16 protein-coding genes are annotated in these 16,752 nt (G+C 44.3%); 10 read left to right on the forward strand and 6 right to left on the reverse strand.

The features are described from left to right. Window positions 1-48 precede the first annotated feature (48 nt). The 3 genes from prc to AC55NX_RS13740 form a co-directional block, all read right to left on the reverse strand. Complete coding sequence (gene prc, locus AC55NX_RS13730) at window positions 49-2,055, reverse strand: carboxy terminal-processing peptidase (protein WP_496996259.1); 2,007 nt, start codon at window positions 2,053-2,055, stop codon at window positions 49-51. Window positions 2,056-2,072: 17 nt separating this feature from the next. Continuing rightward, a complete protein-coding gene (proQ, locus tag AC55NX_RS13735; protein WP_496996260.1) occupies window positions 2,073-2,684 on the reverse strand; it encodes an RNA chaperone ProQ in 612 nt (203 codons plus the stop codon). A gap of 90 nt (window positions 2,685-2,774) precedes the next feature. Beyond that, the gene (locus tag AC55NX_RS13740) at window positions 2,775-3,260 is read right to left on the reverse strand and encodes a GAF domain-containing protein (protein WP_496996261.1); all 486 of its coding nucleotides are present in this window, start codon (window positions 3,258-3,260) and stop codon (window positions 2,775-2,777) included. 289 nt (window positions 3,261-3,549) lie between these two features. Here AC55NX_RS13740 and rsmF point away from each other — a divergent pair, with 289 nt between their 5' ends. Beyond that, window positions 3,550-4,977, forward strand: a complete 1,428-nt coding sequence (rsmF, locus tag AC55NX_RS13745; RefSeq protein ID WP_496996262.1) for a 16S rRNA (cytosine(1407)-C(5))-methyltransferase RsmF — start codon at window positions 3,550-3,552, stop codon at window positions 4,975-4,977. 144 nt (window positions 4,978-5,121) lie between these two features. On the opposite strand, the gene AC55NX_RS13750 is transcribed toward rsmF, so the two are convergent. Then, window positions 5,122-5,967 (reverse strand): CvfB family protein, encoded by an 846-nt coding sequence (locus AC55NX_RS13750; RefSeq protein ID WP_496996302.1) that lies wholly within the window; start codon window positions 5,965-5,967, stop codon window positions 5,122-5,124. 148 nt (window positions 5,968-6,115) lie between these two features. On the opposite strand from AC55NX_RS13750, the gene AC55NX_RS13755 reads away from it, so the two are divergent. The 3 genes from AC55NX_RS13755 to AC55NX_RS13765 are packed head-to-tail and all read left to right on the forward strand — an operon-like array spanning window position 6,116 to window position 9,048. Next, entirely contained in the window at window positions 6,116-7,480 is a 1,365-nt protein-coding gene (locus tag AC55NX_RS13755; RefSeq protein WP_496996263.1) for a hypothetical protein, read from the forward strand. Between the two features lie 9 nt (window positions 7,481-7,489). Beyond that, the gene (locus tag AC55NX_RS13760) at window positions 7,490-8,548 is read left to right on the forward strand and encodes a 3-deoxy-7-phosphoheptulonate synthase (protein ID WP_496996264.1); all 1,059 of its coding nucleotides are present in this window, start codon (window positions 7,490-7,492) and stop codon (window positions 8,546-8,548) included. Between the two features lie 17 nt (window positions 8,549-8,565). Next, the gene (locus tag AC55NX_RS13765; RefSeq protein WP_496996265.1) at window positions 8,566-9,048 is read left to right on the forward strand and encodes a YajQ family cyclic di-GMP-binding protein; all 483 of its coding nucleotides are present in this window, start codon (window positions 8,566-8,568) and stop codon (window positions 9,046-9,048) included. Window positions 9,049-9,190: 142 nt separating this feature from the next. Here the strand turns inward: AC55NX_RS13765 and AC55NX_RS13770 are convergent, their stop codons facing one another. Together AC55NX_RS13770 and AC55NX_RS13775 are read right to left on the reverse strand one after the other, a co-directional pair. Continuing rightward, window positions 9,191-9,547 carry a YibL family ribosome-associated protein gene (locus AC55NX_RS13770; protein ID WP_059120737.1) on the reverse strand — a complete coding sequence of 119 codons (357 nt, stop codon included), beginning with the start codon at window positions 9,545-9,547 and terminating at the stop codon, window positions 9,191-9,193. Window positions 9,548-9,642: 95 nt separating this feature from the next. After that, window positions 9,643-10,593, reverse strand: a complete 951-nt coding sequence (locus AC55NX_RS13775) for a precorrin-2 dehydrogenase/sirohydrochlorin ferrochelatase family protein (RefSeq protein WP_496996266.1) — start codon at window positions 10,591-10,593, stop codon at window positions 9,643-9,645. Between the two features lie 473 nt (window positions 10,594-11,066). Here AC55NX_RS13775 and AC55NX_RS13780 point away from each other — a divergent pair, with 473 nt between their 5' ends. The 6 genes from AC55NX_RS13780 (at window position 11,067) to AC55NX_RS13805 (ending at window position 16,669) form a co-directional block, all read left to right on the forward strand. Further along, window positions 11,067-12,098, forward strand: a complete 1,032-nt coding sequence (locus tag AC55NX_RS13780) for an amino acid ABC transporter substrate-binding protein (RefSeq protein WP_496996267.1) — start codon at window positions 11,067-11,069, stop codon at window positions 12,096-12,098. Window positions 12,099-12,164: 66 nt separating this feature from the next. Beyond that, window positions 12,165-13,376 (forward strand): amino acid ABC transporter permease, encoded by a 1,212-nt coding sequence (locus AC55NX_RS13785; RefSeq protein ID WP_496996268.1) that lies wholly within the window; start codon window positions 12,165-12,167, stop codon window positions 13,374-13,376. Between the two features lies 1 nt (window position 13,377). Then, the gene (locus AC55NX_RS13790; RefSeq protein WP_496996269.1) at window positions 13,378-14,475 is read left to right on the forward strand and encodes an amino acid ABC transporter permease; all 1,098 of its coding nucleotides are present in this window, start codon (window positions 13,378-13,380) and stop codon (window positions 14,473-14,475) included. 19 nt (window positions 14,476-14,494) lie between these two features. Next, a complete protein-coding gene (locus AC55NX_RS13795; protein ID WP_496996270.1) occupies window positions 14,495-15,256 on the forward strand; it encodes an amino acid ABC transporter ATP-binding protein in 762 nt (253 codons plus the stop codon). Window positions 15,257-15,499: 243 nt separating this feature from the next. After that, a complete protein-coding gene (locus AC55NX_RS13800) occupies window positions 15,500-16,162 on the forward strand; it encodes a Bax inhibitor-1/YccA family protein (protein WP_496996271.1) in 663 nt (220 codons plus the stop codon). Between the two features lie 177 nt (window positions 16,163-16,339). Further along, window positions 16,340-16,669, forward strand: a complete 330-nt coding sequence (locus tag AC55NX_RS13805) for a TusE/DsrC/DsvC family sulfur relay protein (RefSeq protein WP_496996272.1) — start codon at window positions 16,340-16,342, stop codon at window positions 16,667-16,669. Window positions 16,670-16,752: the final 83 nt, after the last annotated feature.

Genomic DNA, 16,752 nt, shown 5'->3' on the forward strand with positions numbered 1-16,752 from the left:
CGCGCTTGTAAAAAGCGCGTTTGTCTAAGCTAAAATCAAAAGATGAAATTAAGCACCAATCTTGACCATATCAACAGTGATTGCGACAGCTTCATCCAAATAAGCATCCGGAGCCACATAGTCCTTCGGCACATCTTCTAACTTGGCGTAAAGCTTTTTGCCTGCTTGCTTCTGACGCAGATTGATCCGTTTTAATTTCAACGCATCCTCAGTTTCCATTTCCTGACGTCTGACAGCTTCATTCAGAGAAAGCCAATTTTCACCCTCTTTCTCCTGTTTATACTTCGCGATGTCTTGCTCGATAAACTGAAACTCCATATCTTTGGCAATGCGTTGTTCATGACGTTTTTTCAGCGCCTGAATCAGCTTCTGATAGTGATGAACTTGACTGTAATCAGCACGACTAATGCTATCCCAAGGCAATGCATTATCTTCAACACTTTCGCCGGTCTCACTCGGATCAACGGCTGTCGGGAATGCAATATCAGGGGCTACGCCCTTATCCTGAGTACTTCCCCCATTGATGCGGTAAAACTTCTGAATGGTATATTGGATATATCCCAGTGGCTCACTGAACAAATCGTAAATACTATTCAACGAGTAATGTTGCTGAACAGTCCCTTTACCGTAGGAGTTTTCACCGAGAATCACCGCACGATCATAATCCTGCATAGCTGCGGCAAAAATTTCAGAAGCCGAAGCACTATAGCGATTAATCAATACCGTTAAAGGACCGTCATAACTACTCTTGCCATCCGTATCGCTGTTGATGTTGACTTGTCCACGACTATCACGGACCTGAACCACCGGTCCTTTTTTAATAAACAGTCCCGTTAATCCGGTCGCTTCAGTCAGAGCTCCACCACCATTATTACGGAGATCAACAATCACACCATCGACATGCTGCTTGTTAAATTCAGCCAGCAGTTTATCGGTATCCCGGGAAAGTCCGACATAAAAACTAGGGACTTCAAGCACCCCAATTTTCTTGCCATCCCGTTCAATCACTTTCGATTTTACAGCCCGATCTTCCAGACGAATTTTATCTCGTGTAATTGTGACAACGTGACTTTTTGCATTCTTTCCTTCAGGCAGGATTTGTAGTTTGACCACAGTGCCTTTCGGCCCTTTGATCAGTTGCACAACATCATCCAGACGCCATCCGATAACATCAACAATCGCCTTACCTTCCTGACCGACCCCGATAATACGGTCACCTTCAGAAAGTTTATGGCTTTTATCTGCCGGTCCGCCAGCAACCAATGAACGAATCACCGTATAATCATCCGTCATTTGCAACACGGCACCAATCCCTTCCAGCGACAGATTCATTTCAGACTTAAACTGCTCTGCACTACGTGGGGAAAGATAGCTGGTATGCGGGTCAATCTGACGTGCAAAAGCATTCATAAACAGTTGAAATACATCTTCACTGTGTGTCTGAGTCAAGCGTTTGATTGCATTATTGTAGCGTTTCGTCAGCGTCTCTTGGATTTCTGGCCATTTCTTTCCGGTCAGTTTCAAATTCAACGCATCATATTTCACTCGCTTACGCCATAAATCATCCAATTCCTGCTGATTCTTCGGCCATGCCTCTTTAGAGCGATCCAATTCAATCGATTCATTGGTATCAAATTTTATCTCATGATCCAATAATGACAGCGCATATTTAAATCGCTCATAGCGTTTCTTCACGGAGATGTTGTAGACATCAAAAGCAATTTGATCATTGCCTGAATTGAGTTGGTCGTCCAATTCAACCGACCACTGTTTAAACCCATCGATATCTTTCTGAGTAAAAATATTACGGTTGTAATCGAGTAAACCAAGATAGCGCTGAAATATTTTTTGGGAAAAAGCATCATCCAAATAAATATGTTTATAGTGAGACTGAACAAACTTATTCTTAACCCGTTCCGTGGCAAGCGAATGTTGACTTTCGGGAGTAAGGACAGGCAAATCCGATTCACGGATTGAAGGTACAGCGGCTTGAACAGAAGAAACTGCCAGCCAAAGGCCAGCAGCAATTAGTGTCAGTTTTGAACGGCATTTCATGCGTAGGAGGCTCTCCTTTATGCGCTTAGGTGCTCCGCTTTGATGACCATTTGCAGGCCATTTCCAAGCTGTACACGCACATCTTCCTTATTGATCTCAACAATGGTCGCAGCCATGTTGCCTTTACCCATGTTGACTTTAACCTGACGACCCACACTGAGTTCATCAGCATTCAACGCTCGGGTTTGTACAGTTTTTTCCTGAGCACGTTTTGCAGTTTTTGCCTTAGGATTTGGCTTCCTGATTTTAGGCTGTGCATTACTCTTTTCTTGTTTCTGCTTTTCTTTGCGTCGAGCCTGAACTTTTGCCTTACTCTCGGCCAGAGTATTCTGAGCATGTTCGACATGTTCTTGCTCTAATGTACCACATGGATTCCCATCTAAGTCAACTCGCTCGGCACCGGGTTTTACGCCATGCAGATAACGCCATGAAGAGGTGTACTGTCTTAATGCTGCCCGAAGTTGAGTTTTACTCACCTTCGGGTCACCTTCCAAACGTTCAACAAGATCTTGAAAAATACCAATTTTCAGTGGCTGAGCTTCACCTTCTAGTGTGAAGCATTTTGGGAAACATTCAGCAATATATGCAATGACTTCTTTGCTGTTTTTTAACTTTTCAGTGTTTTCCATGTGGGTTCCTGGTTATTACGGTTTCATTCCGTAAGACATGAAGATATCAATGTTCGGGTATTATAGTGTTCTGAATCGGAAAAACCACCGTCAGACTATAAATAATGTCTCGTTAGTCTGTGAATTAAACAGCTTTTCTACCTGATTCATCATTTCTGTCAAACCTTGTTCGTCAACTTCAGAGAATCGTCCTGTAATCGGACTGTCAATATCCAGTACACCTCTCAATTGACCGTGAATCGAAAAAGGAATCACCAGCTCGGAACGGCTATCGGCATCACAGGCGATATGGCCATCAAACGAATGGACATCATCAATCCGTTGAACACTGTTTGTCTCAATCGCTGTTCCGCAGACACCCCGTCCGACAGGGATTCGAATACAAGCAGGTTTTCCTTGAAATGGCCCCAATACGAGCTCATCGCCTTCTAGTAGATAAAAACCCACCCAGTTGATGTCGGTCATTTCCATATTCAGCAGCGCGGATAAATTGGCCAAGTTAGCCACTAGGTTGGTTTCAGAACCAATGAATGTCACAGCCTGTTTTGTTAAAAGTCGATACTGTTCAAGTGCCATAAATCTTTCCATTATCATGCAATCTGTTCAATCATTACGGTGAAAATTGCTTTAAACGAGTCGTTTTATCGCTGAATGATTGATAACACAAGCAAAAACTAACATTCATGTTGTATTGATGCAAATACATCCATATCCGATGGCATGGTCACCACATCAATCGGACGTGATTTCTCCGGTAAACAGGTTGGAAATCTGATGAAAAAGCGTCTGAATATGTATCTTGCTATGAGTTGTGTATATAATGCAGCGCTTCCCTGCAATTGAACGTTAAATTGAGAGAATTATTTTGCACACGAATACTTATTTGCCGGATGAATTTCTGCGGACGATCGAACAGATACTGCCATCACAACTGACGATGGATGATTTTATTGCTGCCTGTCAGCGCCCGCTGCGCAAGAGTATTCGCGTCAATACCTTGAAAATATCTGTCGCTGATTTTTGTCAGCGCGCTAAAGAAAATGGCTGGCGCCTGACCCCGGTTCCTTGGTGTTCAGAGGGATTTTGGGTTGAACCAGAAGATTTCACCACACCGATAGGCAATACTTTCGAACATATGACCGGCTTATTTTATATTCAGGAAGCCAGTTCAATGATGCCTGTCAGTGCATTATTTCATCAGCAGGAAGTGGCTTTTGAATCCGTATTGGATATGGCTGCTGCACCGGGCTCAAAAACCACTCAGATTGCTGCTCTCATGAATAATGAAGGCATTATCGTTGCCAACGAGTTCTCCGCCAGCCGGACTAAAGCTCTTTATTCAAACATTGAACGATGCGGTGTCAGAAACAGTGCTCTTACAACGTTTGACGGCCGGGTTTTCGGTGAATGGCTTCCCGAACAGTTTGACGCAGTGTTAATTGATGCACCTTGTTCCGGAGAAGGCACCGTACGCAAAGATCCGGATGCGATGAAAAACTGGAGTCCGGCATCGATTGCCGCCATTGCCCAAACGCAAAAAGCGTTGATAGAAAGTGCTTTCTACGCCTTAAAACCGGGCGGCATATTGGTTTATTCAACCTGCACCCTAAGCCGCGAAGAAAATCAACATGTCTGTCATCATTTGAAGCAAACTTTCGGTGACGCGGTCACATTTGAGTCTTTAGCATCGCTTTTTCCACAGGCAGAATCGGCATTAACCGAAGAAGGCTTCTTGCATATTTTTCCGCAAATTTATGATTGTGAAGGCTTCTTTGTTGCTCGCATCCGTAAAGTGACATCTGTGCCAGCACCTCAAGTCACGAAGCGACTCGGAAAATTTCCTTTTAATAAAGCGACCCAAAATCAGCATCAGACGATCAGCCAGGCATTAAAACAGTCACTGGATATCGATTTACCGACACAGAGCCAGATCTGGCTTCGTGATAATGAAGTTTGGCTCTTCCCCGAAGCTTTAGAGCCGATGATCGGCCGATTTAAATTCTCTCGGATGGGCATTAAACTGGCTGAAGCACATAAAAAAGGTTATCGCTGGCAACATCAGGTTGTGACAGCGCTGACATCGGGACATGAAACTCAGGCTATCGCGCTCTCTCTGGAAGAAGCCCGCCAGTGGTTTATGGGCAAAGATATTCGTCCTGAACAGACAGAGACCGGTCAGGGCGAGGTTCTGATCCAATATCAGGGGATATTTCTCGGGCTGGGGAAATGGGTCGGAAACCGGATTAAAAATGGCCTGCCAAGAGAGCTGGTGAGAGACGGTAATTTGTTTTAATTCCCCATTATCTGAGCTAGCTGTTTTATCCGATAGATACAGTCGCTGACATTCACTTTTTCTCACATCTGCCCAGATAAAAAGCCCGATACCAACAACTGGTTTCGGGCTTATTTTTACGACAAGATCGCAGCGCTCAATGATTTACTGAGGATCCTGAATCAATCGGATACCGTTTGCTTCAATATCGATTATTCCCTGTTTATAAAGCTGACCAATCGTCTTTTTATAAGTCCCTTTACTGGTTCGGAACACTTCAAAAATGGCTTCAGGTGACGATTTATCCCCCAGCGGCAGAAAACCGCCTTTTTGACGGAGCTGCGCAACAATTTTACCACTCAACTCATCAAGTTTGGCGACGCCGAGTTTTTGCAGGGACACATCAATTTTGCCATCATCACGAATCTGCTTCACAAACCCTTTCAGTTTCTTACCGACAAAAACTTTGCCAAAGACATCCGACTGAAACAGCATTCCCCAATGCTGGCCATTGATAATCACTTTGTATCCTAAAGCGGAGCGCTCCGCGACCAGTAGATCAACTTTCTCATTGGGCGTGTAATGTGCCGGCGTTTTATCCAGCCACTTATTGAATTTTGTTGTCCCGACAATCCGTCCGGACGCTTTATCCGTATAGACATAAACCAGAATCGATTGCTCAGCAGTGAGTCGCCCACGCTGTTCACTGAAGGGGATCAATAGATCTTTCTCATGAATGCCCCAATTGACAAAAGCACCCGTTTGATTGACACCAACCACTTTCATCATGCCCCACTCACCAACACAAGCAATCGGAGTTTCCGTTGTCGCGGCGAGCTGACTGTCAGAGTCGAAATACAAAAAAACATCCACTGATGCACCGATTTCAGCAGGCTGGCGCATCAGTTTCTTCGGCAACATTACCGTGCCATAATCTTTTGCATCGAGAAACACACCAAAATCCGTTTCCCGCAAAATCTCTAGCTGATTGATTTGTCCAATATTAATCATCAAATAGGTCTCATCTCAAATTTGCAGAGATTATACGCGATCTCTGATATCCTTTCTCTACCATTTATAAATATATACTCAGTCAACGTCAGGATGTTACGTCTCTGCGGTGATTCAGATATCAAGGTGCGTTTACCGGAGGACAGATTTGATCAAGGTTAGCAAACATGATGCGATTACGTTGAAAATATCCCATACAATGTCAAAGAGTAAACTTTCCAGTCTGGAAATGTATCTGTTCGTACCGGGAGAAATCGGACTCAATCAAGACCTGATGCCTGAGACTGAGCTGTATTATAATTGTCTGACTCAAAAACGCGCCTATTACAGTGATAAACATCTCCTACCGTTGATTCACAGCCGTCTCGCTCAGCGAGGCAGACTGTCATCCACTCAATATCGAATTAGTTTGAGTCTATTTGCTTACCAGTATGTGATGGCTCTCGACAATGCAGTCGGCAATCTACTTCACGATAGTGACAACGTCACTGAAATCGAGATTGATAATGTTGTCGAACTGACGTTGGACATCCTCCGCAGACTCAGACGCACCATTCCTTACGAAGAAACGCTCAAACGGTATTACACCAATATCGATAACTATCTCTCTTGGTATACCGAACAAAAATTTCTCTCTCTGGTGGCGCATTTAACCCGGGACAGTGAGTACAAAACCATTAAAGATCGTCTGATCATTCTGGCAGAAAAGGAACAAGCACATCGGGCACTACATCACTATAACTCAGCACAAGCCACCGAAGACATTACACGTATTAGTAATAAAATGCGTTTATTACGTCGCTTGATTGAGCACCCTGTCATTCTGAAAGAAACACCGATCGCCTTAGGCAATAATATCCGCCGAGCCGTGAAAGGGATCGCCACAGGTTTCGTGATGCTTTTTGTTACAATGATGGTGGTTTTTGCCCGTGATTACTGGGGAGAAATTACCGCTTCATTTATTATTGCCATGTCTTTCATTTATGCACTGAGAGAAATATTTAAAGATGACTTGAAAGACATGCTCTGGCGCTGGCTCCGTAAAGGCAAACCAAAATGGAAAAGACGTTACTACGATCCCAGTACCGGAAACCAGATTGGACAAAAATATGAGTGGTTGAATTACCAATCGATTAACAATCTCCCCGATCGTATTCAACGTATCCGTAAGAAACGGATTGTTCAACGGGAAGAGCAAGTCATTAGCTACCGCTCTGAAACGGAAATGTCAACGTCACGCTTTATGAGCGGTTACGAAGAGACACGTGAAACCATCTATTTTGACTTTCGTGAAATTACGCGACTTTTCGATAAAGATACTTATCGTGTTTATCGCTTGAACAACGGCCAAGTCAGCCGTGAAAAAATTGAAAAACGCCACCTGTTTAACCTTATTATCAAACAGGACAATCATATTGATGAGCCAATCTACTATCGCTGGAAAGTGGTACTCAACCGTAGCAAGATAGTCGCAATTGAACCGATTGAGCTTACATCTAACGAACTGGAATAAAACCAACCCATGAAAACCGACGAATTAAGAACAGAACCTTTAGGGCATATGCCAACCCCCGAACAATTGCGAACACAGTCTCCTGTCAGTGCTTCCGTTGGCCAGCATATTTCACAAAGTCGTCAAGAGATTGAAGCCATTTTACATGGCAGAGATCAACGGCTCTTAGTCATTACCGGTCCATGCTCAATTCATGATCCCGAGGCCGCACTGGATTACGCAAAGCGCTTGAATGTCCTTCGTGAGCGTTATGCCGATAATTTATTGATAGTGATGCGGACTTATTTTGAAAAGCCGAGAACGGTCGTCGGTTGGAAAGGATTAATTACCGACCCGTATCTGGATGGCCGTTATGCACTCGAAGAAGGATTAAGTAAAGCCCGAGAAGTTTTACTGGCGATAAATCAACTTGGATTACCAACCGCCACTGAATTTCTGGACATGATTACCGGTCAATACATTGCTGATCTGATCTCTTGGGGAGCAATCGGGGCTAGGACGACAGAGTCTCAAATTCACCGGGAAATGGCTTCGGCACTGTCCTGCCCCGTCGGTTTCAAAAATGCGACCAACGGCAATGTAAAAGTGGCAGTTGATGCAATCAGAGCCGCTAAAGCATCCCACTATTTTTACTCGCCGGATCGACAAGGCCGAATGACCGTTTATCGCACCAGCGGCAATCCGGATGGGCATGTTATTCTTCGAGGTGGGGAAAACGGGCCGAACTTTGACAGTAAGTCTGTTCAACAAGCTTGTGCTCAATTAGAATCGCACCATCTATCTCCCCGGGTTGTCATCGACTTCAGCCATGCGAACTGCCAGAAACAGCATAAACGTCAGTTAAGCGTTGCTGAAGATATTTGCCGACAGATTCGTCGCGGCAGTGATCAAATTGCGGGAATTATGGCAGAGAGTTTTATCGAAGAAGGTCATCAGCCGATTGCTGCACTTGACCAACTAACATACGGCATGTCGATTACCGATCCATGCCTGAGCTGGTCAGACACAGAGCTGATGATCACCGAACTGAATGCTGCTGTACATGACAGAAATAACGACAAACGATAAAAACAAGGAGCAGGCCCATGCCTTCTTTTGATATTGTGTCAGAAATTGACACCGTTGAATTAAAAAATGCTGTTGATAATGCCAACCGTGAGCTATCAACACGCTTCGACTTCAGAAATGTCGAAGCGAGTTTTGAACTAAAAAATGAAGTCGTCACACTGTCGGCAGAAGGTGACTTTCAGTTAAAACAGATGCGCGATATTTTGCGGGCGAATCTGGCGAAACGTGAAGTTGACGGGAACACAATGGATACACAAAAAGCCAGTCAGTCCGGCAAGTTCTGGCATCAGGATGTCTTATTCAAGCAGGGAATCGAGACACTCTTGGCCAAGAAAATTGTCAAAAGCATTAAAGATCAGAAACTAAAAGTACAGGTCTCAATTCAAGGGGATAAAATTCGTGTCACAGGTAAGAAACGCGATGACCTACAGAGTGTGATTGCGTTTATCCGCTCAGAGGATTTTGGTCAACCATTTCAGTTCGACAACTTCAGAGACTAATAAAACCCGATGGGTTGATAGATGATGAAGTGATTTGATCATTCAGGGCTCGTAATTCACGAGCCCTGTGTTGTCAGTCAATTGTTGTCATCACAAGACATATTATCATGCAATCTTCCCGCCCAACAAAACCGTCTCTCAATTAAAACTGACGAGGTGCAAAACCAGTCATTACCTCAAGACGCATCGCCTTACCTAGTTTGGTTGTCGGGTGAACAACGACGAGCCCCTTGACTGATTTCTTCAACTTACCGATATTAGCTTGTTCCTCGCGAGTAATTTCCCGGGAAAAAGGTAAATCAGATAATCGTTTACGTTCTTTATTTAAATCGTATTCTTGCTTACTTTTCAATGCGTTGATCTGTTTAGTCAACGCATCAATTTCATCCGTAAACTGGGTGATCATCTCATTATCCCTCCGAGATTTGGCTGCTTCCAGCTTATGTTTACATTTGTCCAATCGATTACTCAATTGCTGGCTTTGCTCTTTTAAACTCATAGGAAATAACTCTCATCTGTTAGTAGCGGCGCAGTATACCACAAGCCCATTAAATTTTGATTGGTCAACCGAGTCACGATAGATTTTTTCAACTGTCATTTACTCTGATAAAATCCACTACCAAACTGACGTTCCCCTTCTATTTTCAGATCTGCAACAGCCTGAAAATCAGCTGCAGTAACCATGATACAAAGGACACGAGTTTCTTCTCGGGCTTGAGCGAGTAAATCTTGTAGTTGAGCCCGACTATCAAATACCGCTCTTTCTGCATCACGGCGACATAAATCGAGCCCTTCCGCAGGGACATTTCGATGGTAAAGCACTTGCTCAGATTGCTGCATAAAACGCACTGCTTTCATCGGAAGCAATTCTACATCCGCATCACAAACAACCCACACGACTTCTCGAGTCGTCAACTCCGGTGCGGCAATATAACGTTGATAGATTTGCTCCAATACAACCGGGTCATGCGTTTCTTTGACGATCGGGTCTGCCAGAAAAGCCTCCCAGAAACGACGACGGGCACTGACATCCGGTCGCTTGGCTTTCAGATGCTCCCGCTTACCGCCACAAAACTGAGCAAGAACACGTAAATTCTGCGCCAAAATCGCTTCAACTGACTCACGAATATTACGTACCAACACAGGTGAAGCGCCACCACTTGAAATTGCCACTTGAATTTGTCCACGGTCTATCATGGCTGGTGTAATAAAATCACAATAAGGTTGGTCATCAACCACATTAACCAGTAATCCGAGCAATTTGGCATCCGCATAAATCTGGTGATTCAGCGATGTATGATCAGTCGTTGCCCAAACCTGAACGTAATTGCGGGTCAGAAACGCACTATCATAGCGTTGCTGAATCCATTGAATCGCATCATCGTGCCACAACACCTGGAGTGATTCTGAAATCTCCGGAGACAAGATTGTGACTCGCGCACCAGCTCTGACCAAAGCTTCAGTTTTTCTGCTTGCAACTTCTCCCCCTCCAACGACTAAAACGGCCCTTTCGGTTAAATCCATAAACAGCGGAAAATATCGCATAACATTTACAACCTTATATTAACAACCATAACAAATAACACGACCCAAAAAAGTGCAACAACTATTGAATCAAATGAGTACTTGGGAATTATTGATTAAATTAACACCCAACATCAGGTTAAAAACCCAAATATAAACAAAAATATGAAATAAAAATCCAAAAAAACATTTAATAAATATACATATACACAATTGCACTATGATTGAACTTGATTGCACTATTTACATTTAAATAACAATTGTCCATGCTAAACGCAGGCTCGGTTTGTGATTACATTATAATTCCTTTTATTAGAAATTTGAGAAAAACCTAATCCTTACCTACGCTTACAGACGATTGTTACTGAAAATGGAATAGCGTTCTGGACAAATAGCGGTTTCAACCGCCAGAACAAATAAATACAAAATGAATTACTTGTGTCAGATATACCTGAGCACATTTGCGTGATTCATACTTGGAAGGATACAAACTCATGGCAAACACACTCAAAATTCTTGCTTCAATTACTGTCGCATCTGCTGCAATGGTCGCAGCCCAGTCTGCTTCAGCAGCCGAAAGCACCCTTGATAAAGTGCTCTCAAATGGCGTTGTAACCTGTGGCGTTAGTACGGGGCTTCCCGGTTTCTCCAACCCAAATGCGAAAGGAGAATGGGAAGGCATTGATGTTGAATATTGTCGAGCATTAGCCGCAGCAGTTCTCGGTGACAAAACCAAAGTCAAATTTGTACCATTAACCGCAAAAGAACGCTTCACCGCACTACAGTCCGGTGAAATCGACGTCCTCTCCCGCAATACAACATGGACACTGCAACGCGACACAGCTTTAGGTCTCAATTTTGTTGGCGTTACTTACTATGACGGTCAGGGATTCATGGTCAAAAAGAATCTCGGCGTCAAAAGTGCCAAAGAGCTTGATGGTGCTTCCGTTTGTATTCAGTCAGGTACAACCACTGAGCTGAACCTTGCCGACTACTTCCGTAAAAATGGCATGTCTTATAAGCCGGTTGTCTTTGATACATCAGCTCAAACTGCTAAAGGTTTCGATGCTGGCCGATGTGATGTGCTGACATCCGATCAGTCTCAACTTTATGCGCTGCGTGTCAACCTCAAAGACCCAAGTTCTGCTGTCGTGCTGCCGGAAATTATTTCTAAAGAACCATTGGGACCTGTTGTCCGCCAAGATGATGACAAGTGGTTTAACGTTGCAAAATGGACGCTATTTGCGCTAGTCAATGCGGAAGAATACGGCATAACATCGAAAAATGTTGATGAAATGAAGAAGTCAACGGATGCCAACATTACACGTATTCTTGGTTTGGATGGCCCGAAAGGCTCCGGTCTGGGTATTCGCGACGACTGGGGTTACCAAATCGTCAAGCAAGTCGGAAACTATGACGAAGTATTTGAACGCTCCGTCGGTTCAGGTTCTCCGCTTAACATTGCCCGTGGTGTCAATGCATTATGGAATGCGGGCGGCTTCATGTATGCCCCACCAATCCGCTAATTATCATATTAAAAACGGGCGGTTCAATCCGCCCTTTGTCGGAAATGGACTTGAGGTTATTGTTGTATGAAGCCTGAAAATAACGCTGTGTCCTCAACAGGCAACACGTCTGGCCCAAAAAAAGTGACACACTTATTCTATAATCCCACGTTTCGATCAGTTGTCTTTCAGATAATTGCTATCTTAGCACTGATCTTCTTTATCTACTCGATTGTAAATAATGCACTGACAAATCTGGAGTCTCGCGGCATTACTACCGGGTTTAATTTTCTGAATCAACCGGCAGGGTTTGGAATAAGCCAGTCTCTAATTGACTATAACGAAACAGATACATATGGCAGGACCTTTGTTGTCGGACTACTGAATACATTGTATGTATCGATTATTGGGATCTTTTTTGCGACGGTACTCGGATTTATTCTCGGGATAGCCCGTCTGTCATCGAACTGGCTCGTAAGCCGCTTTGCTGCAATCTACGTCGAAACCTTCCGGAATATTCCGTTGTTGCTGCAAATTCTTTTCTGGTACTTCTCAGTCTTACAGGCCTTACCCGGAAAAAGACAAAGCCTTTCCATCGGAGATTCGATCTTTATTAACGTCAGTGGTTTATTTATCCCCAAACCCATTTTTACATCAGGAAGTGGTCTGGTATTTACGGTATTTATTCTCGGCGTTATCGCAACTATCTGTGTGAAGATCTGGGCCAATAACCGTCAAAAAGTGACAGGGCAACAAACACCAACCCTGCGTATTGCGATCGGGCTGATTATCGGCCTGCCTACTATTGCCTACTTCTGGATGGGAATGCCAATTTCAGCGGAATACCCGGTTCTGCAACGGTTTAATTTTCAGGGGGGCATTGAAGTCATTCCTGAGTTTGTTGCTCTGCTCGTTGCACTCAGTATCTATACGGCTGCATTTATTGCAGAAATCGTGCGCTCCGGGATTAATGCCGTCAGTCATGGTCAGACCGAAGCAGCCATGTCATTAGGCCTGTCCCGCCGGAGAACACTTAAATTGGTCATTATTCCTCAGGCCATGCGCATTATTATTCCGCCGTTAACCAGCCAGTATCTCAACTTAACGAAGAACTCTTCGCTCGCAGTTGCGATCGGTTACCCAGACCTTATCAATGTGTTTGCCGGAACGACCCTGAACCAGACGGGACAAGCGATCGAAGTGATCTCGATGACGATGGCAGTCTATCTGACCATCAGTCTGGTGACTTCATTTTTAATGAACACATATAACCGTAAAGTTGCTTTGGTGGAGAGGTAAGATGACAGTACATCAATTTCAACCGGATCTGCCGCCACCGTCGAATACCAGCGGCTTGATCGTCTGGATGCGCAAGCATTTATTCAGCAATATATTCAACTCAGTATTGACGCTCATTATTGCTTATTTTGCATTTACCGGTTTGTACCATCTCATCGACTGGGCTCTGATTAAAGCCGATTGGATCGGAGAAAGCCGTGAAGCTTGTTCAAAGCAAGGCGCATGTTGGGTGTTGATTTACGTCCGTTTCGATCAGTTTATGTTTGGGTTTTACCCGGAGAGTGAACTATGGCGGCCACAACTTTTCTATGCCACGTTGGCGATTTTAGTTGTCCTGCTGGCTTATCCGAAGACGCCGAAACGTGGCTGGTTAGCACTGTTCACCTTAACCATTTACCCACTATTAATGACCGGACTGCTGCATGGTGAATGGTTTGGTTTGCCCGTGGTTGAAACCTATAAATGGGGTGGTCTTCTGATCACACTCGTGCTGGCTTTGGTCGGGATCGTCGCATCGTTACCTATTGGGGTGTTGCTTGCTCTCGGACGACGTTCTCATATGCCGGTCATCCGCAGTTTCTGTACCGTTTACATCGAAGTCTGGCGTGGCGTCCCTCTGATCACCGTGTTGTTTATGGCCTCCGTCATGCTCCCGCTATTCATGTCTGCCGGTGCAGAAAGTGATAAGTTAGTCCGGGCTCTCATTGGTGTGATGCTGTTCAGCGCTGCTTATATTGCCGAAGTAATTCGGGGCGGCTTACAAGCCATCTCCAAAGGACAGTATGAAGCCGCAGACTCACTAGGGCTCAGCTACTCCAAAAAAATGGGATTGATCATTTTGCCGCAAGCTTTGAAAATTACCATTCCTTCGATTGTGAATACCTTCATCGATCTATTTAAAGATACCAGTCTGGTACTCATCATCGGGATGTTTGATGTGCTTGGTATCGGTCAGGCTGCAAATACCGACCCGAATTGGCTTGGTTTTTCCACTGAAAGTTATGCATTTGTCGCGTTAGTGTTCTGGGTATTTTGTTTTGGCATGTCGAGATATTCGATTTGGCTAGAGAACAAACTGCATACCGGTCACAAACGATAAAAATTTCAAGGAACGTATTATGACGCTACAAAATACTCAAAATAAAGAAGCCGTGATCCAAATTAAGGACATGAACAAATGGTACGGCGAATTCCATGTATTAAAGAACATTAATCTGAATGTGACCAAGGGTGAACGAATCGTCATCTGTGGTCCTTCCGGCTCCGGTAAATCGACCATGATACGTTGCATTAACCGACTCGAAGAACATCAGAAAGGTCAAATCATCGTTGCCGGTCATGAACTGACTGAAGATTTAAAAGATATCGAAGCCGTTCGCCGTCAGGTCGGTATGTGCTTTCAGCATTTTAATCTGTTCCCTCACTTAACGGTGTTAGAAAACTGTACGCTGGCACCAATCTGGGTAAAGAAAATGCCAAAAGAAGAAGCCGAAGCTATTGCGATGAAATATCTGGAACGCGTTAAGATCCCCAATCAGGCGAAGAAATATCCGGGCCAGCTGTCCGGAGGACAGCAACAGCGTGTGGCCATTGCCCGCTCACTGTGTATGAATCCTCATATTATGCTATTTGATGAACCGACATCCGCTTTGGATCCGGAGATGGTCAGAGAAGTATTGGATGTCATGGTTGAGCTGGCAGAAGAAGGCATGACCATGCTATGTGTCACTCACGAGATGGGATTTGCCAAAGAAGTGGCAGACCGAGTCATTTTTATGGATGCAGGTGAAATTATCGAAGAAAATAATCCGCAAGATTTCTTTGCAAATCCACAGTCGGATCGCACCCAAAACTTCCTCGCACAGATTCTGCAACATTAATTACTCAGAAAGCTCGTCGTTCATGAACAAGGCATGTCATATATGCCTTGTTTTCATGAGCAAACGATGCAAAGGTTAACGCTTGTTTCTCATTCGAAAAATTGTGTTACAACTTCGTCACGGTATTGCAGTTCATTTTTGACTAAGATAAGGTCATAGTAGTCATGAAGGGTTGAAGATAAGAACTTTTACCCCCACATATAGTCTTAAGTAGTAATAGACAATCATTATACGAGGAAGCGTATGAACCGTCCTATGTATTCACGCACATCGACTTTAGATAGTGCACTTCAAACAAACAAAGTGTTAAGAAACACCTATGCGCTATTAGGGATGACACTGTTGTGGTCTGCTGTCGTCGCTGGCGTTTCCATGGCGATGAACCTTCCGTCTCCGGGGTTGATCATTATGTTGGTCGGCTTTTATGGCTTACTGTTCCTCACCGAGAAGAACCGTGATAACAGTATGGGGTTAGTTTTCACCTTCCTGTTTACCGGTTTCCTCGGTTATACGTTAGGCCCGATCCTGAACGCATATATCAGTGCCGGTCTCGGAGACGTGGTATTAACAGCGCTCGGAGGAACAGCCCTCACCTTTATGGCTGCTTCCGCTTATGCACTGACCACCAAACGTGATCTCTCATTCCTGTCCGGAATGCTGTTAGCCGGTTTTGTCGTGCTGCTCGTCGGGTTTGTTGCAAATATCTTCCTGCAACTTCCTGCCCTGTATCTGGCAATGAGTGGACTGTTCGTCTTGTTTTCGACCGGTGTGATTTTGCTGACCACTCAGCAAATTGTCCGTGGCGGAGAAACTAATTACATCTCTGCAACGATTACGCTGTATGTTTCAATCTATAACTTGTTTATCAGCTTGCTGAGTCTTCTGGGTTTCATGAACGATGATTAATTGTTCTGGGACCGGAAGCGTTCTCATAGCAATGCTCTGAACAAGAGAGCAAAAGAAAAAGCCCATATTCTGGGCTTTTTTTATGTTTTCCACACATATTTTCGTTAACAATGATTGTTTCATCACAAGCACTCCGCTACCCTTACCGCGTTCTAATTGATGAGGCAACACAGAGTTATGTTCGAATATAATGGTCAAATGATTGAAACCGACAGCGAAGGTTATTTACTTGATCATACACAATGGCAAGAAGGTATGATCCCACTATTGGCTGAAGCAGAAGGCATTGAATTAACTGAAGCGCATCTGGAAGTCATTCATTTTGTCAGGGCGTTCTACAAAGAATACAACACTTCTCCTGCCATCCGCATGTTGGTCAAATCCATGGGAAAAGCCCATGGTCCGGAAAAAGGCAGTAGCAAGTATCTATTTAAGCTGTTCCGTAAAGGACCAGCCAAGCAGGCAACCAAACTGGCTGGACTCCCAAAACCAGCGAAATGCCTGTGACACAATCACGACCTCAGGTCGGTGAAGATTGGATACCACCTACATTCAAGGTTCGTTCATCAAAAGGTTGAGGATAAGTCTAT

The organism is Vibrio rubrogenes, assembly GCF_059641415.1.

What these genes read in the sequence shown, in the direction of transcription:
- prc (WP_496996259.1), bottom strand. Translation starts at nt 2,055, where the DNA reads ATGAAATGCCGTTCAAAACTGACACTAATTGCTGCTGGCCTTTGGCTG.
- proQ (WP_496996260.1), bottom strand. Translation starts at nt 2,684, where the DNA reads ATGGAAAACACTGAAAAGTTAAAAAACAGCAAAGAAGTCATTGCATAT.
- AC55NX_RS13740 (WP_496996261.1), bottom strand. Translation starts at nt 3,260, where the DNA reads ATGGCACTTGAACAGTATCGACTTTTAACAAAACAGGCTGTGACATTC.
- AC55NX_RS13750 (WP_496996302.1), bottom strand. Translation starts at nt 5,967, where the DNA reads ATGATTAATATTGGACAAATCAATCAGCTAGAGATTTTGCGGGAAACG.
- AC55NX_RS13760 (WP_496996264.1), top strand. Translation starts at nt 7,490, where the DNA reads ATGAAAACCGACGAATTAAGAACAGAACCTTTAGGGCATATGCCAACC.
- AC55NX_RS13765 (WP_496996265.1), top strand. Translation starts at nt 8,566, where the DNA reads ATGCCTTCTTTTGATATTGTGTCAGAAATTGACACCGTTGAATTAAAA.
- AC55NX_RS13770 (WP_059120737.1), bottom strand. Translation starts at nt 9,547, where the DNA reads ATGAGTTTAAAAGAGCAAAGCCAGCAATTGAGTAATCGATTGGACAAA.
- AC55NX_RS13775 (WP_496996266.1), bottom strand. Translation starts at nt 10,593, where the DNA reads ATGCGATATTTTCCGCTGTTTATGGATTTAACCGAAAGGGCCGTTTTA.
- AC55NX_RS13780 (WP_496996267.1), top strand. Translation starts at nt 11,067, where the DNA reads ATGGCAAACACACTCAAAATTCTTGCTTCAATTACTGTCGCATCTGCT.
- AC55NX_RS13785 (WP_496996268.1), top strand. Translation starts at nt 12,165, where the DNA reads ATGAAGCCTGAAAATAACGCTGTGTCCTCAACAGGCAACACGTCTGGC.
- AC55NX_RS13790 (WP_496996269.1), top strand. Translation starts at nt 13,378, where the DNA reads ATGACAGTACATCAATTTCAACCGGATCTGCCGCCACCGTCGAATACC.
- AC55NX_RS13795 (WP_496996270.1), top strand. Translation starts at nt 14,495, where the DNA reads ATGACGCTACAAAATACTCAAAATAAAGAAGCCGTGATCCAAATTAAG.
- AC55NX_RS13800 (WP_496996271.1), top strand. Translation starts at nt 15,500, where the DNA reads ATGAACCGTCCTATGTATTCACGCACATCGACTTTAGATAGTGCACTT.
- AC55NX_RS13805 (WP_496996272.1), top strand. Translation starts at nt 16,340, where the DNA reads ATGTTCGAATATAATGGTCAAATGATTGAAACCGACAGCGAAGGTTAT.